Here is a 17760-nt window from a genome sequence, read left to right on the forward strand (position 1 = left end):
CGTGTCGTTATACCATACGAATTAATTACACAAACATGAGAACATTTAACTTTAGCTACCGGATCATCATAATCGCAGTTTCCGTTTTATTCCTTGTTAACAGTGCTTATGCGCAAACACCGCTTACAAGCCCGGCGCATATAGGTTTGGTTTACCCATTGAGCAGCAATGGTAAAAATGCGGCTGCATATACCAATCATTTTTCACTGCATATTATTGCCGGGTTATCGAAAGCAGAAACGGGTGCTGCTATTGCCGGTATTTCCAATATTGTAAAAGAAAGTTCAACAGGCGTATTGATAGCAGGGATCTCTAACCATGTAGGATATACGGTGCACAGCGGACAGATTGCCGGGTTTATGAACCAGGTGAAGCATGATGCCAATGGTGTTCAGATAGCTGGTTTCCTGAATATGGCAGAAAGCATGAAAGGAGTTCAGGCAGCAGGGTTTGCCAACCTGGTAAGTAAGGATGCGGATGGCACCCAGGTGGCCGGTTTTATTAATAAAGCCCGCAATATCACACAGCCGCAGGTAGCAGGGTTCACCAATATCACCCATAAGGGAAATGTACAGGTAGCCGGTTTTTTTAATAAGGCAGATGAAGTACATACACAGGTGGCTGGTTTTATAAACATTGCAAAGAAGGTGAAAGGTGTGCAGGTAGCCGGTTTTATTAACATTGCGGACAGCAGTGAGTGCCCGATTGGTCTTATCAACATCGTAAAGGGTGGTGAAAGACAGGTGAGTGTGAGTATAGATGAAACTACTACGCTGATCGGTGCTTTCAAATCAGGGGGACGTACTTTGTATGGTATCCTGGGTGCTGGCTATAACCTGAAAAATACCGCTACGCCTATGTATGCCTTACGAATTGGTATTGGTGCACATTTACCGTTGCTCTCGCACTTCAGACTGAATGTAGAGGGTACTAACACGTTCATGACTACCTTTAAAGGTGATGGAGAATATAATCGTCAAACATTAGGTATCTACCCGGCGTATCGCTTTGGCAGCAGGGTGGAAGTATTTGCCGGCCCCACATTTAATTATCTGAGCACCAAGCATGGATTGGGTGAAGATTTGGTGAGTCATTACATCTGGTCCGAACATGTAAGTAACAACCGCTTCCGCGGTGGATATATCGGCGCCGCCGGTGGTGTGCAGGTGCGACTCTAAGACCACTCGTACCATCAATTATATATAGCAGCCGTTTGATTTATCATCAGCCGGCTGTTTTTTTTGATTATTTCGGGAGGGGGCACTAATATATTGCCTGCCACCATAGCCGGCACAATAACGTTGCCCTTATTGTCGAGGGTAAAGTTGGCCGCTGTAACATGCTGCGATTTACGGATTACCCGGGACTATTCTATTGTGGCATTGTATTTGGTTATCTGAATACTAAAAGAGTCTCATATGAAAACATGGTTCTACCTGCCGCTGGTGATACTGGGTTTCATTTTACCCGGTTGTACCAAAACAACAAATGAAGTTGTAATACCTAATCAGACTATTATATTCGAAATCGCGCCGGATGCCTGGAAGTTTGATAATGCTACGAGCACTTACTATTTTGTAAAAGATGTTCCCCAGTTGAACAATGTGAATCAAACTGACGGCGTGGTGGTGTCAATGGGGAGGTATACCCAAGGTAGTTCAACAGTACCACAATCGTTTGAGCTGTTGCCGCAGGTAATTGATACGCAATCCTATTTTGTTATTCATGACGATCAACAGGTAGAAATAGATATCAAAGGGGTAAACGGGGCCACATCGCAGAGACCCAATACGACGGTAAGGATGAAGATTGTGTTGATTCCTTCTGCGCCGTAACACCAGGCTTTACCATTTCTCAACATATATACAGGGCTTCCGTGAAAACGGGGGCCTTTTTTGTGCCCGGTATCGTTACGATGTGTGGCTGGTGCTGTTTTCAGAAGCCATAACAATAAAGTAACTACCATTCCTCACAGTTCGCTATGTATAGCCGGTGTTTTTTTATTATTTTCCGCTTTTCACGTGATCCCGTGTATCAGTGTACATGAAAAAATTCAACTAATGGATAACAGAAGAGATTTTATCAAAAAGGCAGCATTACTATCCGGGGCTGCCGGTGTATTCAGCGCCTTGCCTGCTTCCATTCAGCGGGCGATGGCTATTGATCCCAAGCCTGGTACTACTTTCCTTGATGCAGAGCACATCGTGATCCTGATGCAGGAGAACCGTTCTTTTGATCACTGTTACGGCACGCTCCGGGGCGTACGCGGCTACAACGATCCGCGTGCTATCCAGCTGCCCAACAAGAACCTGGTATGGCTCCAGAGTAATGCAAAAGGTGAAACCTATGCGCCTTTCCGTTTGAATCTGAAAGATACCAAGGCTACCTGGATGAGCAGTTTGCCGCATTCCTGGGGTAACCAGGTAGATGCCCGCAATGGAGGTAAGTACGACAAATGGTTGCTGGTAAAACAATCCGGTAATCAGGACTGGGCGCCCATGCCGCTCACGTTGGGATATTACAACCGGGAAGATATCCCGTTTTATTATTCCCTGGCAGATGCCTTCACTGTATGTGACCAGAATTTTTGCTCTTCTCTGACCGGTACCACACCCAACCGGCTTTACCTGTGGACGGGCACCCTCCGTGATGAACAAAATGCTTCCTCCAAGGCCAACGTATGGAATGAAGATGTGGACTATGGCCGGGAAGCTCATTGGACCAGCTTCCCCGAGCGCCTGGAAGATAACGGTGTATCCTGGAGGATATATCAGAATGAAATCAGCGCCGCCGGACTGGAAGGTGAGAAAGACGGTATGCTGGCCAATTTTACAGATAACCCGATAGAATGGTTTGCAGCGTTTAATGTACGTTTTGCTACCGGTCACATTGCCTATCTTCAAAATAAAATAAAATCGCTTCCGGGCGAAATTGCTGCGCTGGCATCTAAAGTGGCGACGGTTTCGGGGGATGAAAAAACTAAACTGCAAAAGAAGCTGGAGCAATACAAAGCAGAACTGGAAAGGGCAAAAGTGGATGCGGAGAAATTTACCGCCGCCAATTTTGCAAAACTATCGCAACGCGCTCAGAACCTGCACAACAAAGCATTTACGACCAATATTGCTGATCCGGATTATCACGAACTGGAAACGCTTACTTACAAAGACGGGGATACCGAAAGAACTGTACAGGTGCCCAAAGGTGATATCCTGCATCAGTTCAGAACGGATGTAAATGAAGGGAAATTACCAACCGTATCCTGGCTGGTTGCGCCGGGAGAATTTTCCGATCATCCGGGTTCGCCCTGGTATGGCGCCTGGTACGTATCCGAAGTACTGGATATTTTAACGCGGCAGGAAGAGGTGTGGAAGAAAACCATTTTTATCCTTTGCTACGATGAAAATGATGGTTATTTCGATCACGTGCCTCCGTTTACCGCACCGCATAAACCTGGTACCGGCAAGGTATCTGAAGGGATTGATACCGGTTTGGAATACGTTACCAAAGAAGAAGAACAAGCCAAGAAATACCTGGGCGCCGACGAAATCCGCGAAAGTCCGATCGGGCTGGGGTACCGGGTGCCGTTGGTGATTGCATCACCCTGGAGCCGCGGCGGGTACGTGAATTCGCAGGTATGCGACCATACTTCCATTATCCGGCTGATGGAAAATTTCCTGCAGCATAAAGGCAAACATGTGAAGGAAACTAATATTTCCGAGTGGCGTCGTACGGTGTGCAGTGACCTTACTTCCGTATTCCGTCCATTTAACGGAGAAAAGATATCGGTGCCGTTCCCGGAAAGGAATGAGTTTATAGAGATGGTGTATAACGCAAAGTTCAAGAAGTTGCCGGATGGCTTTAAGGTGCTGACAACAGCAGAAATTGCGGCCCTCAATACTGATCCGGCGGGATCGGAGTGGATGGCGAAACAGGAAAAAGGTGTCCGGGTGGCTAACGCATTGCCCTATGAGTTATATGTGGATGGTAAACTGAGTGCAGATAAACAGTCGTTTGAAATCAGCTTTGAAGCGGGCAGTAAAATATTTGGAAAACAGGCAGCCGGCGCACCGTTTAATGTTTACGCCCCCGGCAAATACCTGCAGGAGGGTACGCAAACAATGGAGCCGGTAAGCACCTGGTCGTATGCCGTTAAGGCGGCCGACAAATTGAAAGATACCTGGCCGGTTGCTTCCTTTGAGGACGCGCACTATCACCTAAGAGTATACGGACCTAATGGTTTCTTCAGGGAGTTTACCGGCGATGCTCATGATCCGCAGGTAGAGATCCGCTGCAGTTATCAGCGCAGTTTGACAGACAACCGGAAGCTGACGGGTAATGCGGAGCTGAAACTGGTTAACCGCAGCGCGCAGGCAGCTAATGTAGTGATCAGCGATATGGGGTATGGCAAAGGCTTGTTAAAGAAAACCGTGGCTGCCCGTACGGAGGCTACGCTGGTAATAGATTTGTCTAAAAGCCATGGCTGGTACGACTTTTCAGTGAAGATAGCCGGGAGCACAGTGTTTGAACAGCGTTATGCCGGAAGAGTAGAAACAGGTAAGGAAAGTGTGAGTGATCCGTTAATGGCGCGGGAATAATTCCGGGCGGATGTAATTTTTAAAAAGGCCGTTTCCCTTTTAGGGAAGCGGTTTTTTTATGTGTAATGAATTGAACTAAAACATACCTTTTTTGTTATTTGTTTTTGTATATTGATTATGGTGATGATCCCGGTTTACCTAGTATTACCTCAACCAATTAACTATATTAAATTATCCAAAAATCCTTCCTTTATGAAACGAACTAACTGTCGTCTGCCTTACATGTTATTGCTCGCTGCTATTATCGCTTTTGCAGCATGTTCCAAAGATGGTTCCCAGGGCCCTGCTGGTCCTGCCGGTCCCGCCGGTCCTGCGGGCGCTAATGGCCCCGGTGGCCCTGCCGGTCCTAAAGGGGATACCGGTGTTGCCAACGTTATTTATTCCGGCTGGCTGGACGTGGGTTTTGATACCCTGAGAGATAATGCAGGTAAACCCGCCGGTTTCGGTGGCGCGATAGAAGCGCCCAAACTCACCGCAGAAATCCTGACAAAGGGATTTGTGCACGTATATTTAAACCTGGATTCCGCCTCCAATCCTACCATTGTACCTATCCCGTATATAGAGCCACAGGTATACATCAATTTTGCGGCGCAAACAGGTGTGATTTTTATTAACTCTAATATTGACCTCACTACCAGTCAGACTTCAACAGGTACGAAGGTGTTCCAGTTCCGTTATGTGCTGGTGCCTGGCGGTGTGCAGGCGCGCAGCAGCAGTGCGGTTGACTGGAAAAATTATGCTTCTGTGAAGAAGTTCCTTGGTTTGAAAGACTAACCCAATAATATCACAACGATGGTAAAGGTCCTCCTGCATGGTGCAGGGGGACTTTTTGTTGCCACAAATGCACAATTTGTTCCCCTGCGGCCACGTATCCGGTGTTATTTAACCGCTGTGAGCGCAAATCAGGGAAACGGCTTTTCTTTTGATGTGTAACGGGTATGAAAAGGTTATTACTGATAGCAGGGGTCGCCTATATGATACTGAACAGCTGCGGTAGTCCCACTGCGCCGGTCAACTCCAACAACAAAGATGATATCAGCCCCCGGAATACCGGCATTACACCGGAGAATGCCTACAATGATCTGTTCCTCGACAGCATGGCGGTAGAAAAGTTTATTATAAAGCAGCGGTTGGGTGATACCCTGGCCACGCGTTTGCGTAGTTTTTACAATGCCCGCAATTTTGAGTTTGCCTGGCTGGATAGCCGCGGGCCTTCGGAGCAGGCAGCGGCGTTTCGCAGCCTGTATAATTATAGTAAGGATAGTACCAGCAACAAGGCACTGGACAGAAGGCTGGATGCCCTGATGGACGAAGACAGCCTGGAAATTTCGGCTACAGATGCGGAAATGATCAGCACTGAACTGCAGCTTACCTGGCGGCTGATCAACTATTTCCGGGAAACCAATGGCAGTATCGGGCAATTGGAGCATATGATACCAGCGCAAAGGTACCCGGTGATGGAGTTGGCAGATTCTATGTTGCAAACAAACGATCGAATGTTTCCTGCGGTGTCAATAATGAAAGGCCCGCTCAAAGCTTACCGGCAATATATACGCCAGGGCGGCTGGCAGCCGGTGTCTGCGGTGAAAAAAGGATTAAAGAAAGGTCAGTCATCTCCCGAAATAATAGCTGTTAAAAAGAGGCTGTTTGTTACCGGAGAACTAAAGCATAACGATAGCAGCGAGGTGTTTACCGGTGAACTGGAAGCGGCCATAAACAGCTTTCGCAACAGTAATGGCTATACGCAAAACGGGGTGCTGAATGATACGGTGATAAACGCCCTGAATATCCCGGCGGAGGAACGTTTGCAGCAGCTGCTGGTGAATATGGAACGTATGAAATGGATGCCGGAAACACCCAAAGGCAAGCTGATACTGGTGAATATACCGGCGTTTGCACTGCATGTTACCGATGGTTCAACCCGATTGTTCGATATGGATATTGTGGTGGGAAAAGAAGGGCACAGCACTACGATGTTTTCCGGCGTGCTGAACCAGGTAGTATTCAGCCCCTACTGGAATATTCCGCGCAGTATTGTACGGAAGGAAATATTGCCGGCGATAGCCCGTAATAAGCGGTACCTGGCATCCAAACATATGGAAGTTACCGGAACTGCTAACGGGCTGCCCGTAATACGGCAATTGCCCGGCGCCCATAACGCGCTGGGAAAGGTAAAGTTCCTGTTCCCGAACAGTTACAATATATATTTTCATGACACCCCGGAAAAGAGCTTGTTTGAGCGGGATAACCGCGCTTACAGCCATGGTTGTATACGGTTAAAAGACCCGGTGAAAATGGCACAGTTTGTATTGGAAGGCTCACCCCGATGGACCAACGAAAAAATAGATAGCGCGATGAATAGTGGTAAACAGCAATTTGTGGCGGTAAAAGACCCGGTGCCCGTGATCATTACTTATTTTACCGCCTGGAACGATAATGGGCAGCTGCATTTCGCATCGGACGTTTATGGTCACGATGTTGTGTTCAGAAGGAAACTATTTAAATAGGTCAGGAAGCGCTGCTATCCCTGGTCAGTATTTTTGTGTGGGCAGAATAGTATTTATCCGGGCTGTACAGGAACAGGCAGGTACCATTTCTGATGCGCTCGATCACTTTACGGTGAACATTTTCAGGAATGGCAGGGCATCCCAGGCTGCGGCCAATATATCCCTGCATCTTACCTAAATTTTCATTTACGTAATCCGCACTGTGCATTACAATACCCCTGCTAAGCGCGTTGTCGTTGATGCCTGCTTCTTCTCCTTCCAAACGTAGTGAATAACCGTGCTCGCCACTATAGGTATCTCCGGTGATATAAAATCCCAGGCTGCTTTTAAAGCTGTTCATTTTGTTGGAAAAGGTGCTGGCAATATCTTTCCCGGAATTTCTGCCGTGTGATACGAGTGTGTTAAAAAGGAGGATTTTGTTTTTGAGATCAATAACGAATAAACGCTTCTTTGTACTGGGAAGGGAGAAGTCGATAATTGACAACACATCCGGATTCTTTATCCGGCCATTTTCCTGCAAGTGCTGATAGCCTACCAAAGCATTTTCAAAGGCTTCCCTTGAAAGTCCTGTTGAATCCAACCGCATATTATCGTATAGACTTTCCCGTTGAACGGAGTCAGATTTAACATCAGCCGCAACCGGTTGATGGGTGACAGTTTTATTTTCTGCTGTGGTGAGAGTGGTAATCAGGAATGCAAAAATGCAAATGGTAAAAATAAAAATTAACGGTCTGATCGCTTTCTTCAATTTCATGTTCACGCCGTAGTATTTTGTTAGTTATTAAATTTTAAAAGGCATAGACTACGAAGATAACGTTTTTTGCAGTGGAAATATTCTTGTAATGGCCGTCTGAGGCCGTTGTGACTGTTTTTTTAACAGGTCTTTCACATACATGAAAAATGTGTATAAGTGGCAAACATTGGTTAAATATTGGACAATATCAGCATAAGCCGCTATTTTATGGATTTTATCTTTGGGATACTGTTTTGTAAGAGGAAAAAACTGCCATAAAAATTGGGTCGGCCTTGTGCCGGCCCTTTATTATTTGCCCTATCTTTAAATTTTCATAAAAAATTGAGCTATGCCTGAATTACCCGATTTACAAGTGTTTAGCCATAACCTGGAAAAAGCGCTCCTGCATAAAGAACTAAAGTCAGTGACCGTTAAAAATGCCAAAAAACTGCAGACTACGCCAGCCGCATTAGCGGCAGCCCTGGACGGCCAAATGCTGGAGCATATACGGAGAGTGGGAAAAGAACTCCATTTTGTGTTTAAGAACGGGCATGTATTGGGCATGCATTTAATGCTGCACGGTAAGTTATACTTCTTCCAAAAGAAAAATGAGGAGAAATATACCATTGTGGAACTATTATTTGGAGATGGCGCCGGGCTGGCCCTGACAGATTTCCAGGCTGCTGCCAATGTTTTTCTTGACCCGGAAGAGAAGGAGGCGCCGGATGCTTTATCGGCCGATTTTAATGACAGCTACCTGCAAACACAGCTGGCTAAAAAGAAGGTTACGATTAAAAAGTATTTGCTGGATCAACATAATGTATTGGGGATAGGTAATGCTTATGCAGATGATATTTTATGGGATGCAAAAATTTCTCCTTTTTCTGTTTGTAATAAGATTCCGGCCGTACAGGTAAAAGTATTGCTGAAATCTATTAAAAAGATCCTGCAGGATGCGGAGAAGAAAATATTGAAGCATCACCCGGATATTATCAATGGGGAAGTGAGGGATTTTATGCTCGTTCATAATGCCAAGCTGAAGGAAAGCCCTGGTGGCGCTGAGATTAAGAAAGACACCGGTGGCGGCAGGAAAACATATTATACCGACGAGCAGGTGTTATTTGAGTAGTTCAATGAGTTGCTGCGCATTTTGAAGTGCATAGCCAGGTATGCGAAGGTAGATCTGTTTTATGATGATAACACAAATCTTGTTCCTATAAATAGCAAGCTGCATCGCTATGAACGATGCAGCTTTTTATATATAATCAGCGACAATGATGCTCAGGTTATAAGCGCCACTTCGGGTGCTTTTTCTTTTGGTTCGTAAATACCTGCGGCAATTTTTTCTACAAATGCTTTGGGGAAAAATTTAGGCAGCCATGCATTCAGCTTATTGGTAAAGCCGGGGATGATTTCTGCTTTGCCTTTAAAAAGCCCGTCTATCGCAATTTTTGCAACGCTTTCGGGCGTCATGTTAAACCGGTTGGCGATGTTGCGGGTATAGTCGCCCATGCGGGCCCTGTTTACAAAATCGGTATCTGTGCTACCCGGACTTAGTGCGCTTACGGAGATGCCGGAATGCCTTAGTTCATGTCTTAACCCTCGCGTAAAAGAAAGCGCGAAAGCTTTTGTAGCGGCATAAATATTCAGGTAGGGCACTGTCTGATAAGCGGTGGTGCTGGCGAGGTTCAGGAGGTAGGCCTTTGGGAACTTCCGCAGTATGGGAATAAAAGCATATGACAGGCCTACCTGCGCCTTGATATTGACATCAATGATATTGAATTGTTCCGCCAGTGAAAGTTGTTCAAACGCCCCGTTGATGCCATAACCGGCATTGTTTACCACTACAGAAAGCGCATCGTGATACGTGCTGCTCCAGTCAGTTACTTTTTCCAGTGCATCGGGATGCGACAGGTCTTGCTGTAACGTGTGTGCGTGCACGTGATATTGTGCAGAGAGTTCTTCTGCGGTGGCAGCAAGATTTTTTTCGTCGATATCCACGAGCAGCAGATGATAATTTCTTTCGGCCAGTTGCGCCGCGATGGCTTTGCCTATTCCTTTGGCCGCGCCGGTTATGAGTGCGTATGACATACGTATTGTTTTTAGCGTGTTGGTGTATTTACTTCAGCGAGACTTTCTGTTCCGGCTTTCATATTTGCCCATTGCGGTCTGCCACCATAGAGATGTTGTTTAAGGTGCGCCAGTTTATGATAGAAAGGCGTAGGGCTGTTGGCCGTTTTAGGCTGATAGGCGCCTGTGATGATAGGAATGTACATCACCCTGCGACGGCTTTTTTCGCCGGTGTAAGGTGATTGCTGTACCCGGTGCCAGAGGCGGCCATCGTGTACAGTAAGGTCGCCGGCTTGAATGTCGAAGCCTACTTCTTTCTTATCGGGATTGTTGTCGATGAAGTATTTTTTTCTGAATAACAGTTTTAGTAATCCCTGCTCATGCGTGCCGGGTAATACTCTTAGTCCGCCGTTTTCCAGTGGGCAGTCGTCCAGGTGGATGCCTACATTCAGCATAGGCAGAATGCGGGATCCGAGGAAGAGGTCGCGCGGGCTATCGGTATGCCAGCCCAGTTGTTTGAACTGGCTTTCGGCAGCATTTACGTAGTGGTTGATCACCAAACCATCTTTTTCATTTTCACCTATTCTACCGGCGTAGGCGCCCAGCAAAGCAGTGAGGGATTGCAGTCTTTTGTCTTTCAGTAATTCACGCAACGTGTTACTGTAGTGCGAGGCAAAGGCGATGCGCTGTATCAGCGGGCTGCCATCTACATCTGTACCGAATTTCAGCGGAATGCCATTCACTTTTTGGATGTTATTACGCAGCAGTAATTCCTGTACCTGGTGTACTTCTGTATGAATCTGTGTTAAAGCAGATTTATCCAGGAAGTTTTTAAACTGGATGATCCCGTGTTTACGGAAATAAGAGAGATGCGTTGTTGTTACTCCATCGCCGAGATGGAATGCGGGTTGGTTGTTCGTTTTCATGACGAATGTACTTTAGCTGACAGTGATTAATACAGTTGTTGAAATATAAATGCGATAGCGGCAATTGGTGGGGTGGCCGCAGGGTGGGCGTGGGGGATTAACAACAACAATAAGCTGCTGCGTATGAATATTGGGTTGAAGCGCTTACCGGGCGCGGGTTTTTGTATTGATGCTCTTTGTTCATGGTGAATACGTTTTTTATTAGTCTACCAATCTTGTAGACAAATATAGGTATATCATTTTATTTACAAAAAAATATTTTTTGTCTTGCCCAGGATTAACGGTGATTATGATGATTTTCAGGATTTTTTCTTTTAGATTTTTTAAAGATTAATAAAGATATATCCGCTTATATCTCCCTTAATCTTTAAAATCAAAAAATGGGAAAAAATCCTGAAAATCATCATAATCACCGTTAATCCTGGGCAAGACAAAATTGTTCGTAATCACCGTTGGTATCGATGTCTATGGCGCCTTGCGGGAAGCTCACCGTAGCTACCTGTTCGGGATGTTGCTGTAATATTTTTTTAGCGCCTTCCTGTCCATTCAGCGCTAACAGCCGGGGGAAGAGTGCTTTATCGAACAGGGCGGGGGTACCGATGGTGTCGCCGTAGGCGCAGGCAACGATTGCTTTGCGGGACGAAGCTTTCAGTGCATACATTTCTTTCAGCAGTGGGGTGGTGATAAATGGCTGATCGCAGAGGAGCAATAAGGCATTTTGTACCTGGGGCGACAGCTGTAACAAGTGCTGCAGGCCTGTTTGGATGGAACCGCCCATACCGGTGGGCCAGTGGGGATTAACCACGGTGTATACTTTTTCTGCGATGAGTTCCTGTTTGATTTGTGTGGCAAAAGCACCCAGCACCACTACGATAGGCATAGTACCTGCCTGCGCTGCGGTATGAACAACATTTTGCAACAGGCTTTTATTCTGAAAGGGCAGTTGTTGTTTGGGTGTTCCCAGTCTTTTTGAGGCGCCAGCGGCCAGGATGATGATACCGGTTGTTTCCATTATAATTGTTGTTGAAGGATGATTTGTTGTTCACGTGGATGTATGGCCGTTGTTTTCTCCCGCAGGGAGTGGGCGGTTGTAGTGGAGAGTACGGATTTGATTTCACTGATAATTGACAGTGCAATTTCTTCTGCTGTTTCTGCGCCGAGGTCCAGTCCGGCGGGGCCGTGTATACGTGCCCGTTCCTGCCGGGAAATGCGGATGCCATTGTCTGTCAGCTCATCGAGCATGCGTTGCAGTTTTTTTGCGGGGCCTAATACTCCGATGTATGGCAGTGGCAATGGCATTACCTGTGCCAGCAGGGCGAGGTCGTAATTGTAGTTATGCGTCATCAGGAGCACGGCGGTGTGCTGATCGGTGCGCACCTGCGATAATAATTGTGCAGGTTTGGCGGTGAGCAGTTGAGTAGCCTGTGGAAACCTGGCGGTGGTGGCGTATCCGGGGCGGCCGTCGGCCACAATGGTATGCCATCCGAGGAGGGCGGCCATTTTCACCAGGGGGATCACATCATTGCCGGCGCCGGCGATGAGCAGTTGGGGCACCGGTGGAATATAGGCAGTATGTGCCGTATAGTCGTTACCGGTAGAAAGGTATGTTTTTGTAAAGGTTGTTTGTGTTTGCAGCGACAGATGCGCATCGGCGGTGATTGCATTTTGGAGGTGGCAATCGGGGATGCGGTGCTGCATTTCACCGTTGGCAGTCAATACCAGGCAGGTACCTGGTTGTGGCGCTTTACGGTCGCGCAGGGTGAACAGGGTTACCAGTACGGCAGGGCAGCGATGGTTGATCACCTGTTGGAGCAGGGCTATTGGATTGCCCGCGTCTGTTGCATTTACCGGTTCCAGCAGGATATGTATTATACCGTTGCATCCCAGTCCCACGCCGAGTTTGGCATCATCTTCATCATTGGTGTCATAGGTGATCAGCAGAGGTTGCTGTTGTATCATCACCAGCTGGGCTTTGCGCAGGGCGTCTCCTTCGAGGCATCCGCCACTGATGGCGCCGGTGAGGAGGCCATTTTCAGTAACCAGCATACGGGCGCCGGGTTGGCGGTAGGCGGAGCCTTCCACATGCACTACCGTTGCCAGTGCGGTGTTGAGGCCCTGACGGCAGGCATGATGGTATGCATTCACAATATCTTCCAGTTCTTTCATGTCGTTGTTTTTCCAGCTCTATAATCTATGCGGTAGTTTCCAGCACTTTATCCGGTGTAATCGGCAAATCGCGGACACGCTTGCCGGTGGCATTGAAAACGGCATTGGCTACTGCCGCTGCAAAGCCTATCAGTGCTATTTCTCCCATTCCTTTGGATCCCATCGGGTTGATGTAAGGATCTTTCTTATTGATAAAGTATACATCCGTTGGCGGCGTGTCTGCATTTACGGCCACATGGTAATCGGCGAAGTTGTTGTTCACAAAACGGCCGAAGCGATGATCGAGTATAGCCTCTTCCGTTAGTGCCATACCGATGCCGCCTACTACGCCGCCAATCATCTGGCTGCGGGCAGTTTTGGCATTTACAATGGTGCCTGCGTCGGCCACGCTTACAATATGTTTGATACGCACTACACCGGTAGCAGGATGTACATGTACTTTGGCAAAGTGTACGGAGAAAGAGTACATCGAATATTTTTTTCTTTCCGGCCCGCCTTGCGAGGTCGTCATCACTTTTACTTCCGGCAGTTGTTGCTGTTGTAAGAGCGCCTCGTAGCTGATTTTTTCCTGCCGGTTGGCGGTGAGCAGTTGTCCGTCTTCATAAATAATGGTTTCCGGTGCAGCTGTTTTAAAAGCAGGAATATTACTGATGGCGATGGTGGCGAGTTGTTGCTGCAATGCTTTGCAGGCGTCTGAAACTGCGCTGCCTACGGTAGATACGGTGGAAGAGCCACCTTGTTCCGGGGCAAACGGGTAGCTGGATTCTCCCAGCATAAATTTTATTTTTTCAGGCGCAATACCGGTTACATCGGCGGCAATTTGTACCATGGCGGTGGCGGTGCCAGGGCCAATGTCGCTGGCGGCGCTTTGCAATACCAGGGAGCCATCGGCTTTTAGTGTAGCCGATACCGTAGCTTTGCCGCGGTATGCGCCGAAGGTGCCACTGCTCATACCATAGCCTACCAGCATACCATCTTCTTCCCGGCTGCGGGGAACCGGGTTCCTGTTGGTCCATCCGATTTTTTCGGCGCCTATTTCATAAGCTTCTTTCAGGTATTTGCTGGAGAAGGGCAGGTTTTTTTCCGGATCCACATCTGCGTGATTGATTACCCGGAGTTGCAGCGGATCCATCTTTAGTTTATGTGCCAGCTCATCTATGGCTGATTCCAGCGCGAAAGAACCAGTTGCCTCTCCCGGGCCGCGCATCCATACCGGCGTGCTCATATTGAGCGGTACCAGCTGGTATTTGGTATTTACGTTGGGACAGGCGTACATGAATTTGCTCATGGCTACAATGCCTTCGGTAAAGTCTTCGTATGGCGACGTGATGGCTACTGCTTCATGGGTAATGCCGGTGAGCTTTCCTTCTGCAGTAGCGCCGATGCTCAGTTGCTGCGTGGCATTGGGGCGGTAGCCTACCAGGGTAAACATCTGATCGCGGGTGATCACCAGTTTTACAGGTTTGCGTATTTTTTTGGCAGCCAGTATAGTGGCTACTTCCAGCGGCCAGATACGCAGGGCCATGCCAAAACCGCCGCCCACAAACTGGGAATGTACGGTAATATTTTGTTCGGGGATCTTAAACAGATCCTGTATAGTTTCCTGCACACTTTTTACGCCCTGGGTTTTGGCATACAGGGTGAGCGTATCGGGGGTGGTCCAGTGCGCAATAATACCTGCCAGTTCCATGGGGTTATGTACTTCGAGTGGAATGGTATATTGTGCGGTGTGTGTAACTGCCGCCTTTTCCCATGCGCCGGCTTCGCCGCGGACATAGTCTTTCATACGGCTGTTCTGAAAGGCTTTGTCCATGCTGGCGTTCATATCGGTGTAATGTGTTTCCTGGTTGTACTGTACTTCTACCAGTGAGGCGGCGTATACGGCACGTTCCAGGGTATTGGCCACTACAATGGCCACGGGTTGGCCGTTGGAGTAGATGCGGTCGTCTTTAAAAATTTTGAGTCCATCTTTCGCGCCGGGTTTGGATTCCTGGTAGGCAGGCACCCTTGGGGCATTCAGATGGGATACTACGTCCACTACGCCAGGTGCGCGTAAGGCCAGGGTGGCATTCACACTCTTTATGGTGCCGCTGCTGACAGGACTGCATACCAACGCGGCATAGAGGAGCCCGTCGGGCTGATGATCAGCGAAATACCTGGCGCCGCCGGTTACTTTCAGGCGACCATCTACACGGTCCATGGACTGTCCTGTTTGTTGTTTTTTCATACGCTGGCGGCTTTTTGTAAGGCGGTTTGGATACTGTTGAGTGCGAGTGCCGGTTTGAACATATTATGTTTATAGGCTTTGGCAGATTGTGTGGCAATGCCGGCGGCTATACGAAAATTTTCTGCAGTGGGTGCTTTGCCAGCCAATGCTTTTTCTGCTTCGGGCAGTCGCCAGGGTTTGTGTGCTACGCCACCCATGGCTAAGCGGGCTTCGTGTATAACGCCATCGCGGATATCCAGTGCCACGGCTACCGATACCAGTGCGAAAGCGTAGGAGGCGCGGTCGCGTACTTTCAGGTAATATATATTTTTGGTAAAGTGGTTCGATGGAATTTCCACGGCGGTGATCAATTCTCCTTTTCCGAGGTTGTTATCCAGTTGCGGGGTATTTCCCGGCAGGCGGTGGAAGTCGGTGAAAGGAATGCGGCGGCTGCCTTTAGGGCCGGTTACCAGTACCATAGCGTCGAGTGCGGCAAGGGCTACACACATGTCGCTGGGATGCACGGCGATGCAGCTATCGCTGGCGCCGAATATGGCGTGCATGCGGTTGATGCCGCCGATGGCACCGCAGCCGCTGTTGGGCGCACGTTTGTTACAAGGCATTGTAGTATCATAGAAATAGGTACAGCGGGTGCGCTGCATCATATTGCCGCCTACAGTAGCCATATTGCGGAGCTGTTGGGAAGCGCCTGCCAGCAAGGCCTGGGAAAGAAGGGGGTGTTGGGTTTTTACCAGGTCATGTGCAGCCAGGTCGCTGTTAAGCACCAGGGCGCCTATATGCAGGGCTCCTTCGCTGAGCTGAATATCTTTTAGCGGCAGCCGGTTGATGTCTACCAGTTTTTCCGAGGTAACCACGCCGCTTTTCATCAGGTCGAGTAAATTGGTACCGCCGGCGATGAAGCGGGCAGACTTATCTTTTGCAACGGCGTCGATAGCGGCCTTCAGGTTGGCCGGCCGTACATAGGAGAATTGGTTCATACTGTTTTCCCTCCGCTTTTTACGTCTACGATCGCATTTACAATATTGTCGTACGCACCGCAGCGGCAGATGTTACCGCTCATGAATTCACGGATCTGTTCCGGTGAGCCCGCATGGCCTTCGCGGATACAGGCAACGGCCGACATGATCTGACCGGGTGTGCAGTAGCCACATTGGAAGCCGTCGTGTTTGATGAAAGCTTCCTGTACAGGATGGAGCTGATCACCGTTGGCAATGCCTTCAATCGTGGTGACCTGGTTGCCTTCCTGCATTACAGCGAGGGTAAGACAGGAGTTGATGCGCCGGCCGTTTACATGCACCGTACAGGCGCCGCATTGCCCGTGGTCACAACCTTTTTTGGTGCCGGTTAATGCAAGTTGTTCCCGCAGCAAATCGAGCAATGTGGTACGTGGCTCCACCGACAGCTGCATTTTTTTACCGTTTATTTCCATGTTCACCGGCATCTTCTCAAAGATCCCGGCGATGGCTTCATCATGTGCTGCAGCTTTTATTACCAGTGGCGGTGTGAGTGCCAGGGCCATCATAGCGGAAGATTGCTTCAGGAAGTCGCGGCGGCCTGCTTGTTTATCCCTTGGGTGTTGGTCGTTTTCAGCGGACATTGCTTCAGAATTTTTCATTAATAAGGTAGGAAAAAATATTGGGATTTTTAGGATTTTAGTTTGGGTGGTTATATAGCTGAGATTGTTTTTTCGCCGCCTGCGCCGCCGGTTGCTATTAGTCCTGTTTTATCCCGGGATAACACCATTATCTTTTTGCAGACGCAGTTATCTTTGTAACATAGCAACCGATTATTATGCGACTTATTTTATTACTGGGCATGTTCGGGCTAATGAGTCCGGCATGCGCGCAAAAAAACAGGGAAGTGGTGATACGTAACAATACTATTTTCAAAGCAGCGGCCAACAACGACACTGCCGGCATTAAAGCCGCATTGGGCGATGCGGCATTATTGGAAGCAAAGGATGAGCGGGGACGTACCCCGCTGATGGTAACTACCTATCATCATCATACCGAAGCAGCGCGGGTATTGATAGCTGCGGGCGCTAATGTGAATGCACAGGATAAACAGTTGAATTCTCCTTTTCTCTATGCCGGTGCAGAAGGATATGCGGATATCCTGAAAATGTGTATGGGAGCAGGTGCGGATTACACCGTGTTTAACCGTTATGGTGGTTCTGCGCTTATACCAGCTGCCGAACGCGCGCATATTGAAGTAATAGCATTGTTGCTGGCCGATAAAACTTTCCCGGTAAACCACATCAACCGCCTTGGCTGGACAGCCTTGCTGGAAGCCGTTATACTTGGACGTGGAGGCACTGCGCATCAACAGGTAGTGAAGATGCTGATTGCCGGCGGAGCAGATGTGAATATCGCAGATAAAGACGGGGTTACGTCATTACAGCATGCCAAGAACAGCAATTACAGTGAGATCATAAAAATGTTGCAGGAAGCAGGGGCAAAGTAAACCAGGCGTTCATGGCTAAATTGTTCCTGTAACAGGAAGCTATAGTAAGCACCCGGCATCATACTGCCGGGTG

At 48.2% G+C, this 17760-nt stretch carries 15 protein-coding genes; 7 read left to right on the forward strand and 8 right to left on the reverse strand.

Going from position 1 to position 17760, the window contains the following annotated elements; genetic code table 11:
- Positions 1-35: 35 nt before the first annotated feature.
- The 5 genes from KE626_RS06560 to KE626_RS06580 all read left to right on the forward strand — a co-directional run bounded on the left by KE626_RS06560 (position 36) and on the right by KE626_RS06580 (position 7102).
- Positions 36-1178, forward strand: a complete 1143-nt coding sequence (locus KE626_RS06560; protein ID WP_211972054.1) for a hypothetical protein — start codon at positions 36-38, stop codon at positions 1176-1178.
- 240 nt (positions 1179-1418) lie between these two features.
- Complete coding sequence (locus tag KE626_RS06565) at positions 1419-1835, forward strand: hypothetical protein (RefSeq protein ID WP_211972055.1); 417 nt, start codon at positions 1419-1421, stop codon at positions 1833-1835.
- 225 nt (positions 1836-2060) lie between these two features.
- Complete coding sequence (locus KE626_RS06570; RefSeq protein WP_211972056.1) at positions 2061-4595, forward strand: phosphocholine-specific phospholipase C; 2535 nt, start codon at positions 2061-2063, stop codon at positions 4593-4595.
- 192 nt (positions 4596-4787) lie between these two features.
- On the forward strand, positions 4788-5369 hold the full coding sequence (locus KE626_RS06575; protein ID WP_211972057.1) for a hypothetical protein: 582 nt from the start codon (positions 4788-4790) through the stop codon (positions 5367-5369).
- Between the two features lie 164 nt (positions 5370-5533).
- On the forward strand, positions 5534-7102 hold the full coding sequence (locus tag KE626_RS06580) for a L,D-transpeptidase family protein (RefSeq protein ID WP_211972058.1): 1569 nt from the start codon (positions 5534-5536) through the stop codon (positions 7100-7102).
- 1 nt (position 7103) lies between these two features.
- On the opposite strand, the gene KE626_RS06585 is transcribed toward KE626_RS06580, so the two are convergent.
- Positions 7104-7856, reverse strand: coding sequence for a murein L,D-transpeptidase catalytic domain family protein (locus tag KE626_RS06585; RefSeq protein ID WP_211972059.1), 753 nt, complete (start codon positions 7854-7856; stop codon positions 7104-7106).
- Positions 7857-8184: 328 nt separating this feature from the next.
- On the opposite strand from KE626_RS06585, the gene KE626_RS06590 reads away from it, so the two are divergent.
- Positions 8185-8964, forward strand: a complete 780-nt coding sequence (locus KE626_RS06590) for a DNA-formamidopyrimidine glycosylase family protein (protein WP_211972060.1) — start codon at positions 8185-8187, stop codon at positions 8962-8964.
- A gap of 152 nt (positions 8965-9116) precedes the next feature.
- Here KE626_RS06590 and KE626_RS06595 read toward each other — a convergent pair whose 3' ends face one another.
- The 7 genes from KE626_RS06595 to KE626_RS06625 form a co-directional block, all read right to left on the reverse strand.
- Positions 9117-9926 (reverse strand): SDR family NAD(P)-dependent oxidoreductase, encoded by an 810-nt coding sequence (locus KE626_RS06595; RefSeq protein ID WP_211972061.1) that lies wholly within the window; start codon positions 9924-9926, stop codon positions 9117-9119.
- Positions 9927-9937: 11 nt separating this feature from the next.
- Entirely contained in the window at positions 9938-10831 is an 894-nt protein-coding gene (locus tag KE626_RS06600; protein WP_211972062.1) for a phytanoyl-CoA dioxygenase family protein, read from the reverse strand.
- A 415-nt stretch (positions 10832-11246) separates the two neighbouring features.
- On the reverse strand, positions 11247-11843 hold the full coding sequence (locus KE626_RS06605) for a nucleotidyltransferase family protein (RefSeq protein WP_211972063.1): 597 nt from the start codon (positions 11841-11843) through the stop codon (positions 11247-11249).
- Entirely contained in the window at positions 11843-12997 is a 1155-nt protein-coding gene (locus KE626_RS06610; RefSeq protein ID WP_211972064.1) for an XdhC family protein, read from the reverse strand. Before KE626_RS06610 ends, KE626_RS06605 begins: the two co-directional genes overlap by 1 nt.
- Positions 12998-13022: 25 nt before the next feature.
- Positions 13023-15224 carry a xanthine dehydrogenase family protein molybdopterin-binding subunit gene (locus tag KE626_RS06615; RefSeq protein WP_211972065.1) on the reverse strand — a complete coding sequence of 734 codons (2202 nt, stop codon included), beginning with the start codon at positions 15222-15224 and terminating at the stop codon, positions 13023-13025.
- The gene (locus tag KE626_RS06620; protein ID WP_211972066.1) at positions 15221-16201 is read right to left on the reverse strand and encodes an FAD binding domain-containing protein; all 981 of its coding nucleotides are present in this window, start codon (positions 16199-16201) and stop codon (positions 15221-15223) included. Before KE626_RS06620 ends, KE626_RS06615 begins: the two co-directional genes overlap by 4 nt.
- The gene (locus tag KE626_RS06625; protein WP_249207304.1) at positions 16198-16821 is read right to left on the reverse strand and encodes a (2Fe-2S)-binding protein; all 624 of its coding nucleotides are present in this window, start codon (positions 16819-16821) and stop codon (positions 16198-16200) included. The genes KE626_RS06620 and KE626_RS06625 overlap by 4 nt, the downstream gene beginning before the upstream one ends.
- Before the next feature lie 194 nt (positions 16822-17015).
- On the opposite strand from KE626_RS06625, the gene KE626_RS06630 reads away from it, so the two are divergent.
- Positions 17016-17687, forward strand: coding sequence for an ankyrin repeat domain-containing protein (locus tag KE626_RS06630; RefSeq protein WP_211972067.1), 672 nt, complete (start codon positions 17016-17018; stop codon positions 17685-17687).
- Positions 17688-17760 lie beyond the last annotated feature (73 nt).

The sequence above is a fragment of the Chitinophaga hostae genome, from assembly GCF_018224885.1.
GTDB classification, from domain to species: Bacteria; Bacteroidota; Bacteroidia; order Chitinophagales; family Chitinophagaceae; genus Chitinophaga; species Chitinophaga hostae.

Excerpts from the sequence above, each read along its gene's own strand:
- KE626_RS06580 (WP_211972058.1), top strand. The coding sequence starts at position 5,534 with ATGAAAAGGTTATTACTGATAGCAGGGGTCGCCTATATGATACTGAAC.
- KE626_RS06595 (WP_211972061.1), bottom strand. The coding sequence starts at position 9,926 with ATGTCATACGCACTCATAACCGGCGCGGCCAAAGGAATAGGCAAAGCC.
- KE626_RS06610 (WP_211972064.1), bottom strand. The coding sequence starts at position 12,997 with ATGAAAGAACTGGAAGATATTGTGAATGCATACCATCATGCCTGCCGT.
- KE626_RS06620 (WP_211972066.1), bottom strand. The coding sequence starts at position 16,201 with ATGAACCAATTCTCCTATGTACGGCCGGCCAACCTGAAGGCCGCTATC.
- KE626_RS06625 (WP_249207304.1), bottom strand. The coding sequence starts at position 16,821 with ATGTCCGCTGAAAACGACCAACACCCAAGGGATAAACAAGCAGGCCGC.
- KE626_RS06630 (WP_211972067.1), top strand. The coding sequence starts at position 17,016 with ATGCGACTTATTTTATTACTGGGCATGTTCGGGCTAATGAGTCCGGCA.
- KE626_RS06565 (WP_211972055.1), top strand. The coding sequence starts at position 1,419 with ATGAAAACATGGTTCTACCTGCCGCTGGTGATACTGGGTTTCATTTTA.
- KE626_RS06605 (WP_211972063.1), bottom strand. The coding sequence starts at position 11,843 with ATGGAAACAACCGGTATCATCATCCTGGCCGCTGGCGCCTCAAAAAGA.
- KE626_RS06600 (WP_211972062.1), bottom strand. The coding sequence starts at position 10,831 with ATGAAAACGAACAACCAACCCGCATTCCATCTCGGCGATGGAGTAACA.
- KE626_RS06590 (WP_211972060.1), top strand. The coding sequence starts at position 8,185 with ATGCCTGAATTACCCGATTTACAAGTGTTTAGCCATAACCTGGAAAAA.
- KE626_RS06560 (WP_211972054.1), top strand. The coding sequence starts at position 36 with ATGAGAACATTTAACTTTAGCTACCGGATCATCATAATCGCAGTTTCC.
- KE626_RS06575 (WP_211972057.1), top strand. The coding sequence starts at position 4,788 with ATGAAACGAACTAACTGTCGTCTGCCTTACATGTTATTGCTCGCTGCT.
- KE626_RS06585 (WP_211972059.1), bottom strand. The coding sequence starts at position 7,856 with ATGAAATTGAAGAAAGCGATCAGACCGTTAATTTTTATTTTTACCATT.
- KE626_RS06615 (WP_211972065.1), bottom strand. The coding sequence starts at position 15,224 with ATGAAAAAACAACAAACAGGACAGTCCATGGACCGTGTAGATGGTCGC.
- KE626_RS06570 (WP_211972056.1), top strand. The coding sequence starts at position 2,061 with ATGGATAACAGAAGAGATTTTATCAAAAAGGCAGCATTACTATCCGGG.